The organism is Clostridium brassicae, from assembly GCF_026738875.1.
GTDB lineage: Bacteria > Bacillota > Clostridia > Clostridiales > Clostridiaceae > Clostridium_H > Clostridium_H brassicae.
Genome location: NZ_JAPQFJ010000034.1, coordinates 1 through 19,951, shown reverse-complemented (window position 1 = coordinate 19,951; position 19,951 = coordinate 1). Strand labels below are relative to the sequence as shown.

Annotated in this window: 18 protein-coding genes; 1 reads left to right on the top strand and 17 read right to left on the bottom strand. The window is 28.2% G+C overall.

Going from position 1 to position 19,951, the window contains the following annotated elements; genetic code table 11:
* Positions 1–110: 110 nt before the first annotated feature.
* From OW729_RS19520 to OW729_RS18390, 14 genes are all read right to left on the bottom strand, one after another.
* Positions 111–695: an FGGY-family carbohydrate kinase gene (locus OW729_RS19520; RefSeq protein ID WP_407647710.1), complete on the bottom strand. Its 585-nt coding sequence runs from the start codon at positions 693–695 to the stop codon at positions 111–113.
* 4 nt (positions 696–699) lie between these two features.
* Positions 700–1,782 (bottom strand): ribulokinase, encoded by a 1,083-nt coding sequence (locus OW729_RS19515; RefSeq protein WP_407647709.1) that lies wholly within the window; start codon positions 1,780–1,782, stop codon positions 700–702.
* A 20-nt stretch (positions 1,783–1,802) separates the two neighbouring features.
* Complete coding sequence (locus OW729_RS19445; RefSeq protein WP_326498387.1) at positions 1,803–3,986, bottom strand: iron-containing alcohol dehydrogenase; 2,184 nt, start codon at positions 3,984–3,986, stop codon at positions 1,803–1,805.
* 656 nt (positions 3,987–4,642) lie between these two features.
* The gene (locus tag OW729_RS18440; RefSeq protein WP_268063015.1) at positions 4,643–5,548 is read right to left on the bottom strand and encodes a Gfo/Idh/MocA family protein; all 906 of its coding nucleotides are present in this window, start codon (positions 5,546–5,548) and stop codon (positions 4,643–4,645) included.
* Positions 5,549–5,600: 52 nt separating this feature from the next.
* On the bottom strand, positions 5,601–6,467 hold the full coding sequence (locus OW729_RS18435) for an aldose epimerase family protein (RefSeq protein WP_268063014.1): 867 nt from the start codon (positions 6,465–6,467) through the stop codon (positions 5,601–5,603).
* A gap of 71 nt (positions 6,468–6,538) precedes the next feature.
* Entirely contained in the window at positions 6,539–7,465 is a 927-nt protein-coding gene (pfkB, locus tag OW729_RS18430) for a 1-phosphofructokinase (RefSeq protein WP_268063013.1), read from the bottom strand.
* Positions 7,462–8,319 carry a tagatose bisphosphate family class II aldolase gene (locus OW729_RS18425; RefSeq protein WP_268063012.1) on the bottom strand — a complete coding sequence of 286 codons (858 nt, stop codon included), beginning with the start codon at positions 8,317–8,319 and terminating at the stop codon, positions 7,462–7,464. The genes pfkB and OW729_RS18425 overlap by 4 nt, the downstream gene beginning before the upstream one ends.
* 23 nt (positions 8,320–8,342) lie before the next feature.
* On the bottom strand, positions 8,343–9,494 hold the full coding sequence (gene nagA / locus OW729_RS18420; protein WP_268063011.1) for an N-acetylglucosamine-6-phosphate deacetylase: 1,152 nt from the start codon (positions 9,492–9,494) through the stop codon (positions 8,343–8,345).
* Positions 9,495–9,513: 19 nt separating this feature from the next.
* Positions 9,514–9,936, bottom strand: coding sequence for a PTS galactosamine/N-acetylgalactosamine transporter subunit IIA (gene agaF / locus OW729_RS18415; RefSeq protein ID WP_268063010.1), 423 nt, complete (start codon positions 9,934–9,936; stop codon positions 9,514–9,516).
* A gap of 135 nt (positions 9,937–10,071) precedes the next feature.
* On the bottom strand, positions 10,072–10,896 hold the full coding sequence (locus OW729_RS18410; protein WP_268063009.1) for a PTS system mannose/fructose/sorbose family transporter subunit IID: 825 nt from the start codon (positions 10,894–10,896) through the stop codon (positions 10,072–10,074).
* Complete coding sequence (agaW, locus tag OW729_RS18405) at positions 10,886–11,653, bottom strand: PTS N-acetylgalactosamine transporter subunit IIC (RefSeq protein WP_268063008.1); 768 nt, start codon at positions 11,651–11,653, stop codon at positions 10,886–10,888. Before agaW ends, OW729_RS18410 begins: the two co-directional genes overlap by 11 nt.
* Before the next feature lie 75 nt (positions 11,654–11,728).
* Positions 11,729–12,202: a PTS N-acetylgalactosamine transporter subunit IIB gene (agaV, locus tag OW729_RS18400; protein ID WP_268063007.1), complete on the bottom strand. Its 474-nt coding sequence runs from the start codon at positions 12,200–12,202 to the stop codon at positions 11,729–11,731.
* A gap of 17 nt (positions 12,203–12,219) precedes the next feature.
* A complete protein-coding gene (locus tag OW729_RS18395; protein ID WP_268063006.1) occupies positions 12,220–13,398 on the bottom strand; it encodes an SIS domain-containing protein in 1,179 nt (392 codons plus the stop codon).
* A 195-nt stretch (positions 13,399–13,593) separates the two neighbouring features.
* Complete coding sequence (locus OW729_RS18390; RefSeq protein WP_268063005.1) at positions 13,594–14,322, bottom strand: GntR family transcriptional regulator; 729 nt, start codon at positions 14,320–14,322, stop codon at positions 13,594–13,596.
* A 527-nt stretch (positions 14,323–14,849) separates the two neighbouring features.
* Between OW729_RS18390 and OW729_RS18385 the strand changes: the two genes are divergently transcribed.
* Positions 14,850–15,956, top strand: coding sequence for a LacI family DNA-binding transcriptional regulator (locus OW729_RS18385; RefSeq protein ID WP_407647708.1), 1,107 nt, complete (start codon positions 14,850–14,852; stop codon positions 15,954–15,956).
* Positions 15,957–16,062: 106 nt separating this feature from the next.
* Here the strand turns inward: OW729_RS18385 and OW729_RS18380 are convergent, their stop codons facing one another.
* From OW729_RS18380 to OW729_RS18370, 3 genes are read right to left on the bottom strand one after another with little or no spacing between them, the layout of a single operon-like run.
* A complete protein-coding gene (locus tag OW729_RS18380) occupies positions 16,063–16,770 on the bottom strand; it encodes a hypothetical protein (protein ID WP_268063003.1) in 708 nt (235 codons plus the stop codon).
* A complete protein-coding gene (locus tag OW729_RS18375) occupies positions 16,763–17,653 on the bottom strand; it encodes an ABC transporter ATP-binding protein (protein ID WP_268063002.1) in 891 nt (296 codons plus the stop codon). The genes OW729_RS18380 and OW729_RS18375 overlap by 8 nt, the downstream gene beginning before the upstream one ends.
* A 16-nt stretch (positions 17,654–17,669) precedes the next feature.
* Positions 17,670–19,244 (bottom strand): hypothetical protein, encoded by a 1,575-nt coding sequence (locus tag OW729_RS18370; protein ID WP_268063001.1) that lies wholly within the window; start codon positions 19,242–19,244, stop codon positions 17,670–17,672.
* Between the last annotated feature and the right edge of the window lie 707 nt (positions 19,245–19,951).

Genomic DNA, 19,951 nt, shown 5'->3' with positions numbered 1-19,951 from the left:
TTGTCTCTTTAATTAATTGTTTAATAAGTTCTTTTCTTGAAAAAGACATAATCTGTGCACCCTCCATTTTTATAAGAATATTATATCAATTCTTATGGAGTTTACACAGATTATTTTACACTCTCAGTTGCTTTAATCTGTTTCAACCTTTTCATAATATTATTTTCACCTTTTCCAAAATAATCATGAAGATTTAAGTATTCTTTATATAAGCTATTATATATGATTACGTTTTCTTTAATTGGTTTAAACGTTTTCTTTTTAACTTTACCTAGATGTCTTGCTATATCATTGGCATTTTTGTATCCAGTAAATTTTTCTTTTGCCGCTGCAATTCCTAAAATAGCACTTCCTAAAGCTCCTGATTGATTAGTATCCACAACTTTTATTTCTTTATTACACACATCTGAATATATTTGAACTAGCATAGGATTTTTTGATGGTATTCCACCTGCAACACACATTTCATTAACTGCTACACCATGCTTTTCAAACTTTTCTATAATATTTCTTGTCCCATAAGCAGTTGCTTCTATTAGTGCTCTATAAATTTCTTCTGGTTTGGTTTTTAATGTCATTCCTAATATCATTCCTGTTAAATCAAAATCCATTAAAGTTGACCTTACACCATTAAACCAATCTAATGCTATAAGTCCACTTTCTCCAATTTTATAGTTTTTTAATTTTTTATTCAATAACTCAAAATTCACTTATTCCTAATTTTTTAGCTTCTTCTTTATAATTACTTGGAAGTGCATTTTCTTTAAACCATGCAAAATGATCTCCTACACAACATTGACCTGCCTCATATCCAAAATATCCTGGAAGAATCCCATCTTTTACAATACCACAGACTCCTGGAATTCCTTCTTCTGTTTTGGATAATAACATATGACAAGAAGATGTCCCCATGATTATAAGCATTTTCCCTGGACCATCTATCTTACTTGCAGCAACTGATGCATGAGCATCTATAATACTAACCCCTACAGGTGTTCTTTCTTTTAATCCTGTTTTATCTGCCATATTCTTAGTCAAATATCCTGCACAATCACCTATTGATTTAATATTAGTTGATAATTTTTCTTGCACAACGTTTTCCATCTTATAATCTAACAATTTAAAAAAATTTTTATCTGGATATCCCATTTCATGATGATAAAATGCTTTATAACCTGCAGCACAAGCACTTCTTGTTTCTTCTCCAGTTAAAATCCATGTTATCCAATCACAAGCTTCTATTATTCTATCACTTGCATCATATATATGAGGTGCCTCCTTTACTATTTGCATTATTTTAGGTATCATCCACTCACTTGAAATCTTCCCTCCATACAAAGGAAGCCACTTTTGATTTGTATTTTTGGCAATTTCATAAATCTTGTCACAACAATATTGCGCTGAATGATGATTCCATAACTTTGCATATGCATGTGGTTCATGTTCATATTTTTTTAAATAACAGAGGGGAATTCCTTCTTTTGTTGTAGGTAATATTGTAGAGGATGTAAAATCCACCCCTATTCCAACTATATTTTCATTACTTACTAAATCCTCATCCATAATACCTTTTAATGTTTCAATTAACCCTATCTCATAATCCTTTGGATGTTGTAAAGCCCAATCAATTTCTAGTTTTTCACCAGTAGGAATACTATCTATCATAACACCATGAGGATACTCATAAATTTTAGTTAATAATTCCTCACCTGTTTCTATATTAATTAATAATGCTCTAACTGATAATGTTCCAAAATCAACACCTATAGCATATTTTCCCATAACTTTTACACCTCACAAATTCAACTTTGTAATACTTTTGTAATATCAGCTAAAGAATTTACAACTATATCTGGTTGAATACTGCTTTTACCAATATCGCTTTTTTGTGTTTCTCCACTCAATACTAATATTGATAGAACATCACTATCTTTAGTTACTGCTATATCTGTATATAATCTATCTCCAACAATAGCAATTTCATTTTCTTTATACCCAGTTTTTTCAATTATATATTCTAATGTATAATGAGAAGGTTTACCAAAAAATTCTGGAAGTCTATTAGTTGAACTTTCAATTAACCTTGCCATAGATCCACAATCAGGAATAAGAGTATTTCTCTCCATAGGACAATTTAAATCTGGATTAATTCCAAAATATATTTTTCCATTTCTTATAAAATTACATGCTTTTTCAAGTTTTTCATAAGTAAGGCTTGTATCAAATCCAATTATTACAATATCAGGGTTTTCATCCTCAAAATTTATATTGGATTTTCTAAATTCATCTAACAAAGATTTTGTTCCAACAACATATACAGTTTTTCCTTTATAATTTTCCTTTAAATGCTTTATTATAACATGACTAGAAATCATCATTTGCTTAGGCTCAATTATTATATTCATATTCTTTAATTTATTTATATAGCTTTCTTGACTCTTTGATGAATTATTTGTAAAAAAATAATACTCTCTATTAGTTTTTTTTACTGTCTTTAAAAATTCTGGTGTAAAATCGAATAAATCTTTTCCTAAATAAATAGTTCCATCCATATCTAAAATAAAACATTTAATATTATTTATTTTTTCCTTTATATATTTATTGTTTAACTCTATATATGAAGTCTGTTCATACTCAAAATAATCTGCTATTTTAGTTGCCATCTTATCTGCAATTCCTAAATCCCATAATAATTGCAATAAACTATAACGATTTCTTACTTCTTTAGCTACTAGTATACTTTCTTTAATCATTTCATAATGAACACCTACTTGATTTGGATTAATTGGTGCATTTAATGATATTAAAGTGTCTTCTATTACTTTAACACTAGGCAACGATTCTTCTATAACTCTTGTAATTTCAGACCAATGTTCCTCTATTTTCTTAATTCTTTTACCATGAATAACTTTTGAATTTTTCTTCGTTTTACTTTCTAATTGTATAACTCCATTTGCAGCACACCCATAACTTTCTCTCATTTTTTCTTCCCATATCTTTTGATCATAACTTTCCACAACTTCTATAGCTTTTTCAAAATCTATTTTCTCTTTTAATAGCATTTCATATAATTTTATAACAGCTACAGTACCTATACCAACCTTTGTTCCATGTAATACTGGTTTTCTTCCTTCAAATAAAAATTTCATTTCCCAATAATGAGAAATATGATGTTCACTTCCAGATGCCGGTCTTGAATTTCCAACAAAACTCATAGCAATTCCAGTTCCTATTAAAGCTTCTGTAATATTATTTATTGCTTCTTTTGAACGAGACATTACTTTATCTGCACTTTGAACCACCTTTTTTATAGATTTTTTAACCATTTTAACTATTTCTTCACAGTAATATTCTCCATTTATAATATTAGCTATTTTCCAATCACATAGACAAGTATATTTACCTAAAATATCACCTAATCCTGCTGTTATCATATTCATTGGAGCTTTTGATAAAACATTTATATCAGCTATAATAGCTGTTGGAACATGTGTATCATATGTTGTTTTTAAATTATTAATTATAAGTGCTGCTCCAACTGATGCAAATCCATCCATAGAAGGTGCTGTGGCTACAATAATATAATCTATTTTCAATTTATAACTGATATATTTACACATATCATTAATTGTTCCAGTACCAACTCCTATTATAAGATCATAATTGTCTTCCATAGAAAGTTGTATTTTCATTATACTTTCTTCATTTGGTACAACCTCTTCTTCATCTAATACTATCTTATTCACCTTAATATTTGCTAATTTAAATTCCTCTTCAACTTGTTTTCCAGCTGCTACATATGTGTTCTTATCTGCCACCATAAATATTTTCTTGTAAGATTTTTTTTCAATAAACTCAGGTATTTTTTTTATTGCATCCTCTGATATTTCTACATACTCTAAATCTGTTTTATGATTTTTACCACAAGAACAAAAGAAATTATGATGTAAATAATCTGCCATAGAATTTATCTTCATATTAGTCATACATAACCACCCTTTAACATGTTTATTTTTTCTATTAAATACATATTTATACTGACATTATAAATATGACTTAAATTCCATGTCAACCAAGGCACTGACTAGTTTATTAATATCTTAAGCATTATAAAATTAATATTTTTATTTTCTTTAATAAGCACAATTTTTCTTAAAAAATCCTTTTATTAAATTTATTAATATTTTAATTTTATATATATTTTCTTATAAAACACTTCTTAATAAAAAATCACTAATATTTTAATATGAAATCATAATATATACTCTTTTTAAGATTTATAAACATATCTAAAATTTGATTAAATAAGACTAATAATTAAAATTTATAAAATTAGTTTTAATATCTATTAATTTCTGATTAATAAATTATAAATTTTATTAATAAATATTATTTAAATTATTATTAAATAAATTTGTTTCATTAATAATAAATTTATTTATTAATTGAATAACTTTTATATTTTATAGTCATTGAATTTACTGATATTTTATAATTTCAAAAAAAGCAAATTCACCCCTAAATGTTGAATGTATTAAACGAAAAACAAAATACCTCAACATAAAGAAGTGAATATTTAATGTGTATTCCATAAGAATGCTTTTATATTTATTTTTTCTAATATATCATTACTTTATAAGTTTTATCTAGCTTCTAATTGATTTACAATTTTCTCACATAACTCATGTGTAATTAATGCATCCCTTAACGAAATGTTAGGTTTTTTATTATTAATAATGCAAGATATAAAATGTTCTATTATCTGTTGAAATCCTCTTCTATAAAGAATTGGATCCCAATCCTTGTTCTTAAATCTTTTTTCTTCGCCATTAACAAAATAAGTAAGGTGTTCTAATCCTCTTACTATATACTTATTTCCTGGGCTCATTAATTCTAATATTTCCTCATTAACACCACTATCTCTATTCATAGTTCCAATTGCAACAGAATTTGTGCCTTCTAACTGGATAACAATGTTATAGAGTTTTCCTTCCTTAACTAATGAATTAACTTTTATATCCTTTATATCTTCATTGAGTAAATAACAAAGTGTATCAATTATATGAATAAAATCATCAAAAATAACTTCTCGTATAGCTTTTGGACTATTAACTCTATTCTTTTCCATTAATATTATATTAGGATTTGTAACTTCTGTTAACTTAGTATACATAGGCGCAAATCTTCTATTAAATCCAACCATAAACATTACATTATTTTTTTCTGCTAGTTTGGTTATTTTTAAAGCCTCATCATATGTATTAGCTATTGGTTTATCCACATATACATGTATATTATTACTAATTAGCTTTTCTAATATTTTTACGTGCGCGTCAGTAGTTGCATGTACAAAAGCAGCATCTATTCCTTCCTTGATTAAGTCTTCAACAGCATTCACATATTTTGATATACGATATTTTTTTGAAACATTCTGTAATATTTTTTGGTTACGAGTACATAAAATTAATTCTATTCCTTCCATGGTTCCTATAACAGGAAGATATGCTTTTTGTGCTATATTTCCTATTCCAACTATTCCTATTTTCACACTAATCCCTCCAAAATTAATAGTATTAGTTCAATCAAAAATAAATCCCTCTTTATTCTACTGTTATTGAGTATGATAGTTCTAATTTATCCCTTGGATTAATCTCTAACAAACCTTCTTTTGACTGAAGTACCCCTACTTTAGAAGTCCAAGGTTCAACACATACAAAATCATTCCCAGGGGTTGACCAAATTACTATATACCTAAACTCATTACTATAATCAAAAATAATTTTTCTATTTAAATCTTTAAGATAAAAACTCATATTATCTTTTCTATTATAACAAATTAAATTGAATTCTTTTAAATCATTTAAGCATATACTATCTTCACTACATTGTTTTGTTTCTAAATCTAAATTATTAAAGTATTCATCAGTGTCTATATTAAATCTTACACCTTTTTTATCTTTCACATAAAAATATGGATGAAATCCAGCTGACATTGGCATAATTCTATTTGAATTATTTATATACTGTTGGTTAATTGTAAGTTTATTTCCTTTTAACACATATTCAAATTGTAATTCAAATTCAAATGGATAAGATTTTAGAGTTTCTTTATTACTTTTAAAACTTAATTTTATTGATGCATTTTCATCATTATTCTTACTTACTACTTTCCATAAAGCAGTTCTAGCTATTCCATGATTTTTCATAATATATTCTTTGTCATTTAAAGTATACTTACAATCTGGAAGTTGACCACATAAAGGGAATAGTATAGGGTTTCCACCTCTTATATTTTTATTTGTATCATAAAAAGTTTCCTTGTTTAAATATAATATTTCGGCCCCATTTACTCCAAAACTTGTTATTATTCCTCCACGCTCAGGGCATATTTTAATCCATGAATCAGCTTTTTCATCTCTAAGCTCATATATTTTAAACTTATCTACGTATTCTTTTATATTAAACATTTTATCTCCTAAACATTTTATTTATATGATGAAAAAACCGCTGAGTAAATTCGATCTCAACGATTTTCCTTTTATATTAATTCTATTCTAATTTCTTCTTTAACTTTATTAACATTGTTTATATTTACATATCCTGTTTGCTGCTCCATAGCATTAGCTGTTCCAGTAGCTGATGCAAATGCTAACACATCTTCAATATTATAGCCTCTTTCTAATGCTACAGCAATCCCAGCTACCATAGAATCACCAGACCCAACCGGATTAACTGCTTTAATCTTAGGAACATAAATTCTATATTTTTTTCCATTAAATCCAGCTATAGACCCATTTGCACCTAGAGACACCATTACAAGTTTTATTCCTTTATCATGAATCTTATCTATTATTTTTAGCACATCATTGTCGCTATTTATACTTTCACCAGTAATAGCCTTCAATTCATCAATATTAGGTTTAATAAAATATGGTTTACTTTCTATTCCTTTTTTCAATGCCTCACCACTTGTATCAAGAAGAAATTTAGCACCTTTTATATTTGCTTTTTTAATTATTTCACCATAAGTTGATACAGAAAGTCCTCTTGGCAAACTACCTGATGCGCAAATTATAGATGAATCCTCTAATATTTCGTCATAAGCTTTTACCCATTCTGCCATTTCATCTTCTTGTATAGTTGGTCCTGGTTCTAATATCTCCGTTTGAGCTAAGTCCTTAGTGATTATAGCTAGGCAACTTCTTGTTTCACCCTTTACTTTAATAAATCTATTATTTATCTTTAGTTCACTAAGTTTGTCCACTATAAAACCTCCAGAATTACCACCTAAAAAACCTGTAGCAGTAACACTTTCTCCTAGTAGTCTTATTACTCTGCTTACATTTAAGCCTTTTCCGCCTGCTGTATTTTGAACTTTCTTTGCCCTAGTTACCTCTCCTTTAATTAAATCATCTAGTATATAATGCTTGTCTATTGATGGGTTAAATGTTATAGTTGTTATCATACTCTATTTTTACTACCACATACATTTATTTTATGCATTACAATCGCCTTCATGGCTTCTTTACCTGGCACCATATACTTTCTTGGATCATTAGCATCTGGATGTTCTAGGAAGTAATTTTTAACAGCATTAGCAAATGGTATTTTTAAATCAGTGGCTACATTCACTTTACAAATGCCTAAACTTATTGCTTTTTGAACAAGCTCGTCTGGAACGTCTGAAGCTCCATGAAGTACTAGTGGCACATCCACTAATTCTCTTATTTCTTTTAATCTATTAAAATCTAATTTTGGCTCTCCTTTATATAAACCATGAGCAGTACCTATAGCAACTGCTAATGAATCTATTCCTGTTCTTTCTACAAATTCTTTTGCACTTTGTGGATTAGTATACATTGTGTCTTTTTCATCAACCACTAAATCATCTTCTTGTCCACCTAATCTTCCCAGCTCAGCTTCTACTGTTGCTCCTGATTTATGTGCATATTCTACGACTTCTTTAACTGTTTCTATATTTTTTTCAAAAGGTTCATGTGAAGCATCAATCATTGATGATCTAAATCCTAAATCAATATAATTTTTTATCAAACTAACATCTTCAAAGTGATCTAAATGAATTGCTATTGGTATATCGTATTTTCTAGCCGCTGTACTTGCAATTGAAATTAAGTAATCTGCTCCTGCATACTTTATTGTGCTTGGAGTACCTGCTAATATTACAGGTGATCTCATTTCAGCAGCAGTTTCAACTACTACTTGAACTGTTTCCAAATTGTGTATATTAAATGCTGGAACTGCATACCCTTCCTTTTGAGCTTTAAGTAGCATTTCTTTTGTAGATACTATATCTTTCATACTCATTTACCTCCATAAATTTTCTATCTATTGTATACGATTATTCCATTAATTATTGTTTTAATTACATTGAAGTTATCATCTACAACAACTAGATTCGCTTTTTTCCCTTCTTTAATGCTTCCAATAGACTCATCTAGCTTTAATATTTTACTAGTATTTAATGAAGCCATCTTTAAAGCCTTCAATGGGTCAACTCCTATTTTTTCAATTAAATTTTTAACACAGCTTAATATATTTGTAGTACTTCCTGCTAAAGAACCACTTTCAACTCTAGCAACTGAATCTTTAACTATAACTTTTAAAGCACCTAGTACATATTCTCCGTCTTCTAATCCAGCTGCTTGCATAGAGTCACTAATTAAAATCACTTTATTTTCATCCTTACATTTTAGTAATAATTCTATAGCTGCGGGGTGAACATGAACTAAATCAGCTATTAATTCGCAATAAACCTCATCCTTAGTTAAAACAGCACCCAAAATCCCTGGTTCTCTATGATTGAAGCCTCTCATGCCATTAAACGTATGAACTGCAATTTTTGCTCCACACTGAATAGCTTTTGATGCTTCATCATAAGTTGCACTTGTATGTCCCATAGACACTTGAATGCCTCTTTCAGTTAAATACCTTATACATTCATTAGCATTTTTCTTCTCAGGTGCTATAGTAACTACTTTAACAGTATTATTTGATGCTTTAATAAGCTCATCTATCTCTTCTATGTCTAATTCTTTTATAAGATTCTCTGAATGAGCACCCTTATGCTCTTCTGTTATATAAGGTCCTTCTACATAAGTCCCTAGTATTTCAGCACCTTCAACTTTTTTCATAGATTCATATACATTAGTAAGTGCTGTTTTAATATTTTCTATATTATCTGTTACGGTAGTTGGTAAAAATGATGTTATGCCTTTTGATGCTAGATATTTTGATATTTCGTTAATAGAGCTAAACTTAGCGTCCATTGTGTCATAACCGTTAGCTCCATGTATGTGTAAATCAACTAATCCAGGAATTATATTATATTCTGTTAAATCTAGTATATCTCCCAGTTCCTCTTGATACTGACCATGAACTATTTTCTTTATAATTCCATTTTCTATTATTAGCATAGCATCTTCTAATACCTTGTCTTCACAATAAGCCTTTTTTACCCTTATACCATATTTCACTTTTTGCTCATCTCCAATTCTAAATACCGTTACTTGAAACCTGTTTTTTTGCTTTTGTTTCATAGGCTTTTATTGCATTTTTGCCTGATTCTAAAGACATGTTCTTTAATTCCTCTACAGTTGCACTTTCTCTTGACAAGCTAACTTCAAGTAACATTCCAAGGTTTGTACCTGCAATAACTTTGCTATTTTCTATATTTTGAGTTAGAAGTGCACAAGTTTTAAATGGTGTTCCTCCAACTATATCAGTTAAAAATAATATTCCTTCACAATCTATCAATTCATTTGCTGCAGCTCTTAATTTTGATTCTAGGCTTTCTGTATTATCTTCTATAGTAAAATCTATACCTATAACCTTTTCTTGTTTTCCTGCTATAAGCTCTAATGAGCTCATAATTCCACTAGCAAAATTGCCATGTCCACTAACTATTATTCCTATCATCTCATATTCCTCACTTATCTCTCATATTCTAACAAGCAAAACTATAATTTTTATTTCTAATAAATTTTAGCTTCAATTGAATTTTTTTATTCAAATGAAGCCTAATTTAAAATTTAAATGGTTTACAATTTAAGTCTATAGTACTCCTGTAAGTCTTCCTAATACACCTATTACAACAGTTATACCTATAAGCTTAACTGGTGATAAACCTTTCTTTAATAAATAATACATTAAAAATGCATATCCCAGTGGTAACATATTAGGTAATATCTTATCTAATACATCAGCTTGAAGAGCTACCTTTGCTTTACCTGCTGTAATTACTAATGTAGTTTTAAAGTTAATATATGATGCTATTAATCCACCAACAACTGTAAGACCAACAATTGATGCAGCGTGTGATACCATTTTAGTATTTTCTTTTAATACTTTAATCGCTTTAGTTCCTGTACTATATCCATAGTGCATTAATCCAAACCTTAACCCAAAGTGAATAACATTAAATAACACTAAAAATACAATTGGTCCTGCTATATTACCCTGTATACCTAATGAAGCACCTATACCTACGCAGATTGGAAGTGCTGTTAACCAGAATAACGCGTCACCAATACCTCCAAGTGGTCCCATTGTTGCAACTTTTATTGCTCTTATTGTATCCCTATCTTCTTTATTCTCTTCCATTGCAGTAACTATACCTAAAATGAATGTTACTAAGAATGGATGTGTATTGAAGAATTCTAAGTGATCCTTCATTGCATTAGATAAACCTTTTTTGTCGTTTTTGTATATCTTTTTGAGTCCTGGTAATAAACTATATAGCCATCCTCCAGCTTGCATTCTCTCATAATTAAATGATGCCTGTAGGAAAAGTGAACGCCAAGCCATTTTATTTAAATCTTTTTTAGTTATAACTTTCTCTGTGCTTTTTTCTTGACTTACGTTTACATTAGATTCCACTTGAACGTACCTCCCTTCTGTTAACCTTTTCTCCTTTACCTTTATTTGCATAGAAATCATATAATGCTATTGCCGTTCCTATTAATGCTATTGCTAATATCGGTAATTTTAAATAAGTTGCAAAAATAAATCCTATTATCAAAAATGCAATATATTCCTTCTTTAACATAATTTTTAAAAGCATTGCAAATCCGATAGCTGGCATCATTCCACCTGCTACTGAAAGTCCTCCAATTAACCATTGAGGTAATGCTTGAACTATTTTTGTAGCTGAAGATGCTCCAAGATATATTGGTAAAAATGCTATAACAAAATAAAATATAAATATTACTAACATTCCTAAATAGTTTATTCTTTCAATTCCTCTTGTGTCTGCATTTTCAGCATATCTATCTGCTTTATGCATAACAGGTGAGAATGCTGTAAATATTAATGTAATTGCTCCTTGTACTGCTACTGCAAATGGTACTGCTATACCTACTGCTACATTAGGATTCTGATGACTTAAAATTGCAAATGATGTACCTATAATACCTCCAATTACTACATTAGGTGGTTGTGCCCCTGCTAAAGGTACCATACCCATCCAAACAAGTTCTAAGGTTGCACCAGTTACAAGACCTGTATGGAAATCTCCTAATATTAAACCAACAACTAAACCTGTAACAAGGGGTCTGTGTATATGTGTTAATCCATCAAATAAGTCTATTCCTGCTATACCAGCCCAAATGGCAATTATCAACGCTTTTATGAGCATAATAATATTTCCCTCCTTATTTATATAATTTTATATATGATTCTGTAATTCTTAATAAAGTTCTAAAATTAACTGTTATAGGAACTTAAGTATGTCTTCTGGCTTTTCATCAGGTACTCTACGAATTTCTAATTCAACTCCTAGCTTATGAAGTTTTCTAAATGCTTCCTTATCACTTTCATCTAATGAAACTGTACTAGCTACTTGTTGCTTACCTTCACTAAAATGCATATTACCTATATTTACTTTTTTAAGAGGCACTCCACCTTCTACTAGTCTTAGTACATCTTGTGGTGTTCTGCAAACCAAAAATATTAATTGATCTTCAGCGGCATTACTTATAATATCTACAGTCCTCTGAATTGTGAAATATCTAGTACCAATAACCTCTGGAACTACCATATCCATTAAATCTTGCTGTACCTCGTCTTCGGCAACCTCATCATTAGCAACCACTATTAGATTTGCACCTAGATGATTTACCCAAGTTACTCCTACCTGACCATGAATTAACCTATTATCGATTCTTGTTAATAATATATTTGGCATAACTATACCTCCTTTTGTTAATTATATTGATATATATTTACACCTTTAACCACTCTATTGACTGTTCCGCTTGGTCTTGGGTTATCAGGTGAAATTCCTAACTCTAATGAATAAAATAATGAAAATACTTGAGCGTATATTATAAAGTTTAACGCTGCAAATGCATCCTCCATAACCTCTTGCTTATCTTCATTTACAACAAAAGTTTTATCTGATATTTTTTCAATTTCAACATCTTTGTTGTATGTGATAGAAATTACTTTGTGTTCTCCCTCATCATTGCATATTTCTTTTAACAAATCCATGTCATACTTTCTTGTATAGTCATTATTCGACATAAACATAAATACTAGAGTTTTATCATTAACAATTGATTTAGGACCATGTCTAAATCCTAAAACAGATTCATTAACTGCAAAAATCTTTCCACTAGTTAACTCAAGATTCTTTAAAGATGCCTCCTTTGATAATCCTCTTAAAGCTGATGATCCTAAATAAACAACTCTATCATAATAGAGTTTAACTATCTTTAGTATTTCCTCTATTTCTGTATCTATTATTCTTTTACCGTTGCTTATAACTTTATTAAAAGCAGCAATATTTTTTTCTAAATTTTTCATATCAAATATAGTTAATGCAGTCAACAACATGCATGTAAAGCTACTTGTCATAGCAAAACTTTTGTCATTTGATTCTTCTGGCATCAATATTACTAAATTATTTTCATTCTCTTTAGCTCTTTTAGCTAAACTTCCTTCTTTGTTACAAGTTATAATAATTTGACTTAAATCGTCTACTAACTTTTCAGCTAATTCATAAGTAGCAACACTCTCTGGACTATCACCAGAACGTGCAAACGATACTAGAATTGTAGGAACTTCTCGTTCCAAATAATCTTCCGGACTACTTACAATTTCAGTAGTTGCTATTGACTCTACTTCTACATCTAATATTTTTGACAAATAAGGAACTGCTGTATCACCAATATAAGCTGAAGTACCAGCCCCTGTAAGTATTACTTTTACACCTTTCTTGCTTAATTGTTTACTCAAATAACTAGATATTCTTTCTTTATCCGAACTCAGTATTTCTAAAGTTTCTTTCCAAAGTCTTGGTTGATGATGAATTTCTTCTGCAGTTGCATATCCACCAACCTCTTTTAGCTTGTCCACACTAATATTAAATAATTTTTCCATTATATCACCTACTAGCCTTTCATTATATCTTCTCAAAAGTTTACTTATGTTATTTTTTAGATTCCAATTTAGATTACATCTTATTATAAAAATAAATACTAATTTACCACACATTTGGTACTAATATTATGACATCATTACCAGTTATATTAAAAAGACTACATTGTATGAGCACTATTTATTGTTTACATAATTTTATTTTTTTTCTAATTTCACTCTATATTTGAACTTGTCACCTCTAGCAATACTTAGTGTATACTCTATTACAGATTCATTTTCATATGTGAATCTTTCTATTTTTAAACTTGGTAATCCACTAGATATTTGTAGACTTTTAGCTTCTTCTTCATTAGCTAAAACTGGTTGAAACACCTCTTCAGCCATAGTAATACTAGCATTAAACCTATTTTTCAATATATCATATAATGCTTCTCCCTCTAAATTTTCCTTTGTTATTCCTGGAAATCTGTTATATGGAATGTAACTTGTCTCTAACATCATAGGGATACCATCAGCTATTCTAAGCCTAGTAAATTTATAAATTAACTCCCCTTCTTTTAATTTCATTTTTTTACTAAACTCATTATTTACACTTATAACTTCAAATTTCAAGACTTTAGATAAAGGTTTCTTACCTATTTTTTTCATTTCTTCTGTAAAACTATAGAATTCTAGTAAATCTTGATTCAATGTTTTTGGTGACACAAAAGTACCTTTTCCATGTAGCTTATATATATATCCTTCTCTTTCTAATTCCGCAATTGCCTGTCTTACTGTTGATCTGCTTACATCATATTTATCACAAATTTCTCTTTCTGATAGTAATTGATCATTTTCCTCCATACTTGTTTCAATTTCTTCAATTATTATATCCATCAATTGGGAATATAGTGGAATTCTACTGTTTTTATCTATACGTCTCATTTTCCTACTCCTAACACTGTAATTATTTAACTATAGGTAAAGCATCCTACACGTGGTCCGTACCAATTATAATTAAATCATATAGCAGTAATAGAATGTTGTCAATAAAATTATTAAAGGTTGTACCATTCTATTAATAACAATAAATTGTTTTTCACGCCCGGTAGTGTGGTACGTACCAGGTATGTTTATATAATATATCATTATTAAAACGTTGTCAATAGGATTCTTAAAGCTTAGCTGTTCTATTAGTAATAATTGAATATTATTTATTTCTGGTAGTGTGGTACGTACCAGGTATATTTATATGATATATTATTATTAAAACGTTGTCAATACATTTATTTAATTAATGTTTTAATAATTTGTAATTAAGAGTCATTATACTTATTTAATAAAGGATTAAAGTTAACTAAAAATGATAAAAAGCTCAAGGAATTTTTATTGTATTAATAGTAACTTTATTTATTGATTCACTGTTTGTCTTTTTTATTCCTATTTTGTATACTAAAAGTAAAAGAAAAGGAGTGGTTTACTTGGCATCTTACCGTAAAATAACAACAAAGGATATTGCTGATTATGCTAGTGTTTCACAGTCAACTGTTTCTATGGTGTTAAATAATAGACCTGACGTTTCTTTTTCTTATGAAACAAGAGAAAAGGTTCTTAACGCAGCAAAAGTTTTAGGATATGAAAAAAATAGCAAAAATAAATTATGTACTGAAAAAGTATTATCTAAGCTTATTATGATAATGTGTCCTTCTCTTTCTAATCTATATTATACTATGCTTATACATTCAATTACTAAGCAAGCAAATAAATGTGGATATTCTATATTTATAGCTCCTACAATGAGAAATCCTAAACTTGAAAAACATTATCTGAATATGTATTCAAGATTTAAGGTAGCAGGAATTATTTATTTATACCAATCTACTTTAATATCTCAAATAAAGGAGCTGTCTTCCTCAACTCCTATTGTTTTAATTAGCGATAAAAATCAAAACCTTAACTTAGATTCTGTTGAGTTAAATAGTTATAAAACAGGATATATTATAGGAGAACATATCTTGTCACTCGGACATAAAAAAGTAGCTTATATGTCTACTCCGTTACTTCAACATGAAATTCCTAGAATTCAAAGACTTAATGGGCTAAAAAAAAGTTTTTTAGATCATAATATTGATATTAATAATATTATAGTAAAAAATGAAGACTTAAAAAATGTTTCTAAATATCCATTAGATAAAACTGAATACTTAACAGGTTATAATTTAACTAAACAATTATTAGATGAAAGAAAAGACATGACAGCTTTTATTGGTACTAATGATATGGTTGCTATTGGAATCATTGATGCTTTATCAGAGATGAAATATAAAATTCCAAATGATTTTTCAGTTTGTGGATTTGATAATACTTTATTATCCTCCTTACATAAAATATCCTTAACCACTATAGATCATGCTATAGAAGATAAAGGAACTGAGGCTGTTAATATTATATCAAAAAAAATAAATAGTAAATCCCATTTAAATACACAAAATAGATCTTGTATTATGCGACTTGAATATGAGCCTTTTTTAGTTAAAAGAAATAGTACTAGTATTGCACGAACTACAGATATTTTTTAATAAAGCTATAGTAAAGCTAACGTTAGCCTAACTATAGCTTTATTATACTGAATTTCTTGGGAAATAAATGTAAATTTTAGATTAGTTCAATCACAATCCCTTATGATTACTTTTTTATTCCTCTTCCTAACCAAAAGTAAGAAAATATAAGAAGTACTATAGACATGGCCAAATATATTAGTTTTACCTTAATGTTAAATCCCATATCTGCCCAATCCCAGTAAAATCTGTGGGCCAGTATTCCATATTTTTGTGTTGCTTTCCCTCTCCACAAATACTCTCCAACAAAATATAAGAAAGTTACAATTATAATAGTTTTAGGAATGTCTTTTATTAAAACAATAAAAAATATAGTTATACTAGTAACAAAAATAGTGGTTATGATGGAGCTTAATATTAATATCTCCAAGTGATATGGTACCTTATTGTCTTTATTGATAATTGAATTGTAGCAATAAATAATGTTTATTAATGTTATTATATAGCATATACCATATTGACTTATTATAGTTAGTATTTTTTTTATTATATAGTCATTACTTTTACTTTTGCTTGCAGAAAGACTAATATCACTCATGCTATTTTTAAAATCCATACCTATAGTAAATATAAGTAAAACCACATATATTATCAATAAATAAAAGTCACAAATTGAGAATAAGTTATTTATTGGTGAATCATGATTAAAACCTATATGATTAGTTTTTACTGATAATAGTAACATTCCGTTTAAAAGAACTGTTAAAAAAAATAAAACCTTAAAAAAATTAAAATTATATATATTGTTAATATGTTTTTTATAATAATTAAGCATTTTTTAATCCCTCATCATATAGATCACAATGGAACATATAGGCATCTTGTAATGAAATATCTGCAGCACTAGCATCATTACTTAATTTTTCTTTTGATATATACTTTACTCGAATCTTATCCCCACTAGGAATTGAACTAATTATTTTAACTTGTTTTTTTAGTTCCATAACATCCTCTATATCCATTACTACATCACATAAATATCCTTTTGCTTCTTTAATAAAATCTTCTTTGCTTCCTTTAAAAATTAAGTTTCCCTTATTTAAAACTAATAAATAATTACAATAATACTCTATGTCCTCCACAATATGAGTAGTAACAAAAACTATTCTTCCCTTAGACATAATAGGAAATAAACCCCTTATTATATTCCTCTGCTCAGGATCTAATCCAACAGTAGGTTCGTCCATTACAATAACTTTTGGATTACCTATTATTGCTTGAGCAAAACCTAGCTTTTGCTTCATACCTCCTGAATACTCTTTAATTTTTCTATCTATATAATCCTCTAGATCAAAATCTCTAATTATATCTTCTAAATGAGCTTTCTTTTCTTTCTTAGTATAATTTGTTTTAATAGTGGCTAAAACATCTAATAATTCTCTTCCTGTTATAGATTTATAAACCGTAAAATCCTGCGGAAGATAGCCAAGCTGTCCTCTAATTTTATCTATTCTTTCTTTATAGCTTGTACCATCAATGCTTATATCTCCATCTTTAATTTTTAGTAAGGTGGTTATTAATTTCATAAGAGTACTTTTACCTGCGCCATTAGCTCCAATAACTCCAATTAATCCATCAGTTACCTCAAAGCTTACATTGCTTAGTGCTTTAGTGTTTTTATATTTATAAGATAAATTGTCTACAACTATTTTACTCATATTTCTGCCTCCTTCACTATAAAACTTCATCATAATCTATTAACCCAAATATAGCTTGACCTTCATACAAGTCATAAAGAAGATGTTCGTTATCTCTCTGAGGCGTTATAATTAATCTTTTATAATTGTCTATTTTATTAATTCCTTCAAATGCATGTATCAAGTCTTCACATAGGGCATCTGTTCCTACTTGTTCAGCATTTCCTACAAACTCTTTCCCCTTATACAAGCGTTTTGAAAATAATCTGTTCTTAACTAAAAATACCTCTTTCCCTTTTCCTTCAAAAGTGCCATTATTTTTTTCATTAAGGCTTGAGTAAACTTTTCCATTATTATTTTCTATTTTCATTTCATATTTTTTAATATTTCCCATGAACTCTGGTTTTGGATACCAAGGAAAATAGTCAGCTAAAAATATGGAATGGCTATTTACAAAAAATCTTTTCTTTCCTTGCTCATCTACAGTATTAATTATTCCTGAATACTTTATAGAAAGTTTTATTTTTTCACCTTTTTTGTAGTTCTCTTGTAGTAATATTGTTAACTTATCATTTTTAAATTTAAATTCAGCTTCTTTTTCATTTATTTTTATGCTTGATGGTTTCAAGGTGTTATATAAGTTTAAGTCTAACTTATTTAAATTTTCCTTATTAACTATAATATCCATGTTGCAGTCATTAGAAACTATATCCTGAAGCTTTAGTTTCATATTATAACTTTCAATTGTAAACCCATCACTTAATACAGATTGTTTTTCATAGTTTTCATTAATATAGTCATTTTCAATCCAATACTTGTTAGGATTATACCTTGCTCCACCTATATAGGATACAAAAATAGCAACTGCAAAAAAGCATAATATTATTTTGTTTCTCAGCATTAAAGGCTGCAGTTCTTTAATGTTATATAGCAAATACAGTATTAATAAAGTTATTAAATTCCAAAAGACAAAGTGATAAAATGTTAGTTTATCTAAAGAGAACAACTCAAAAGTGCTTGGTAATGTGTCTACTTTCATAATTGGAGTAAGCATATCAGGCTCTCTGTAGAAATTGTTTGTAATTAGGAAAAATATAATCATTAGTAGATAAGAAAAGATTCTAAGTGTGAATTTTGATATTGTCTCACCGATTAAGAGTCCAACAGAGCTATAACAAAAAAGCGCAGTAATTATATTTAATAAATACATAAGAATAAAATATAATGAATAATTAAAGGGAGCTTTTGCTATAATGGCTACTCTAACTACTATTAACACATTAACCGCTATTATAATTAAATTTATTATTGTACTAGTAAAAAATTTCCCTAAAAATCTTTCCTTTTTAGAAATATTAAGTACCTCAAATATCTCTTGATTACTGCTGCCTATTATTTCATTTATAATCAAAATTGGTATGTATATCAGATTTATTGGCAGCCAAAAGGTTTTTAAAAAAGTAACAAGATTCAATCGAAATTCACCAGATATCCTTGATGCCCATAATTGTTGCTGCAAACCAAATATAAGCAATAACAACATTACAATTATGATCAAATTTCTGTTTAAATTTAAAAGTTCATATCTTAATATTGACCTAATTTTTCGCATAAGCTTCTCCTATCTAAATGGAACTGTCGTACTAATAATAAATTTTACAATAATATTGTGTTAAATTTAAACTTTCAAAGCAGTATATTAAATGTAAATTTTTTAATGCGACAGCCACATTTATTTTTCATAAACATTAGATTCTTCAACCATTAAATTTTCATTCAGCCCCTAGCATAAAAGTCAGTTCTTAAATTTTCATTAGCGTCAAAAATGCCTATATTCATTTCTTCTTGTATTACATAAATTTTGTTAAATTATACCAAAGCCTTGTCCAGATTATATAATTCTATACTCAACTTTTCAATACTAAATGCACAAAACGTACAAAATGAAGCACAAACGGAATTCCTTTACATTAATTGTTAATTATAATATTATTTCTAAGATTATATTTGAAAATAATAAGAATTTTCTGCTATTTACAACAAAAACTCTTGTAGCTTTTAGAAAACTAATTTTAAATATAAGCTAATTAAATAGTTTTTATACACAACTCTAATATAAAATAAAATTATTCCAAATAATATAATACAACACAAATATAAACCATGATTGATTGTATTTACATTTGTGTTTGTAATTACCTAGATTTCGTACAAATATAAAGATTATATTTTCATATAATTACCTGTTAATATTATTCAATATATTCCATAGTCGCCCAGATTTTTAGGCGGAGCCTTCTGGAATAATTTCACAGAATT

Coding starts and splice junctions, on each gene's coding strand:
- OW729_RS18370 (WP_268063001.1), bottom strand. CDS start 19,244: ATGCGAAAAATTAGGTCAATATTAAGATATGAACTTTTAAATTTAAAC.
- agaV (WP_268063007.1), bottom strand. CDS start 12,202: ATGCCAAATATATTATTAACAAGAATCGATAATAGGTTAATTCATGGT.
- OW729_RS19515 (WP_407647709.1), bottom strand. CDS start 1,782: ATGGGAAAATATGCTATAGGTGTTGATTTTGGAACATTATCAGTTAGA.
- OW729_RS18435 (WP_268063014.1), bottom strand. CDS start 6,467: ATGTTTAATATAAAAGAATACGTAGATAAGTTTAAAATATATGAGCTT.
- pfkB (WP_268063013.1), bottom strand. CDS start 7,465: ATGATAACAACTATAACATTTAACCCATCAATAGACAAGCATTATATA.
- agaF (WP_268063010.1), bottom strand. CDS start 9,936: ATGATAGGAATAATAGTTAGTGGACATGGCAATTTTGCTAGTGGAATT.
- OW729_RS19445 (WP_326498387.1), bottom strand. CDS start 3,986: ATGACTAATATGAAGATAAATTCTATGGCAGATTATTTACATCATAAT.
- OW729_RS18425 (WP_268063012.1), bottom strand. CDS start 8,319: ATGAAAGATATAGTATCTACAAAAGAAATGCTACTTAAAGCTCAAAAG.
- OW729_RS18390 (WP_268063005.1), bottom strand. CDS start 14,322: ATGAGACGTATAGATAAAAACAGTAGAATTCCACTATATTCCCAATTG.
- agaW (WP_268063008.1), bottom strand. CDS start 11,653: ATGCTCATAAAAGCGTTGATAATTGCCATTTGGGCTGGTATAGCAGGA.
- OW729_RS18395 (WP_268063006.1), bottom strand. CDS start 13,398: ATGGAAAAATTATTTAATATTAGTGTGGACAAGCTAAAAGAGGTTGGT.
- OW729_RS18380 (WP_268063003.1), bottom strand. CDS start 16,770: ATGCTTAATTATTATAAAAAACATATTAACAATATATATAATTTTAAT.
- OW729_RS18375 (WP_268063002.1), bottom strand. CDS start 17,653: ATGAGTAAAATAGTTGTAGACAATTTATCTTATAAATATAAAAACACT.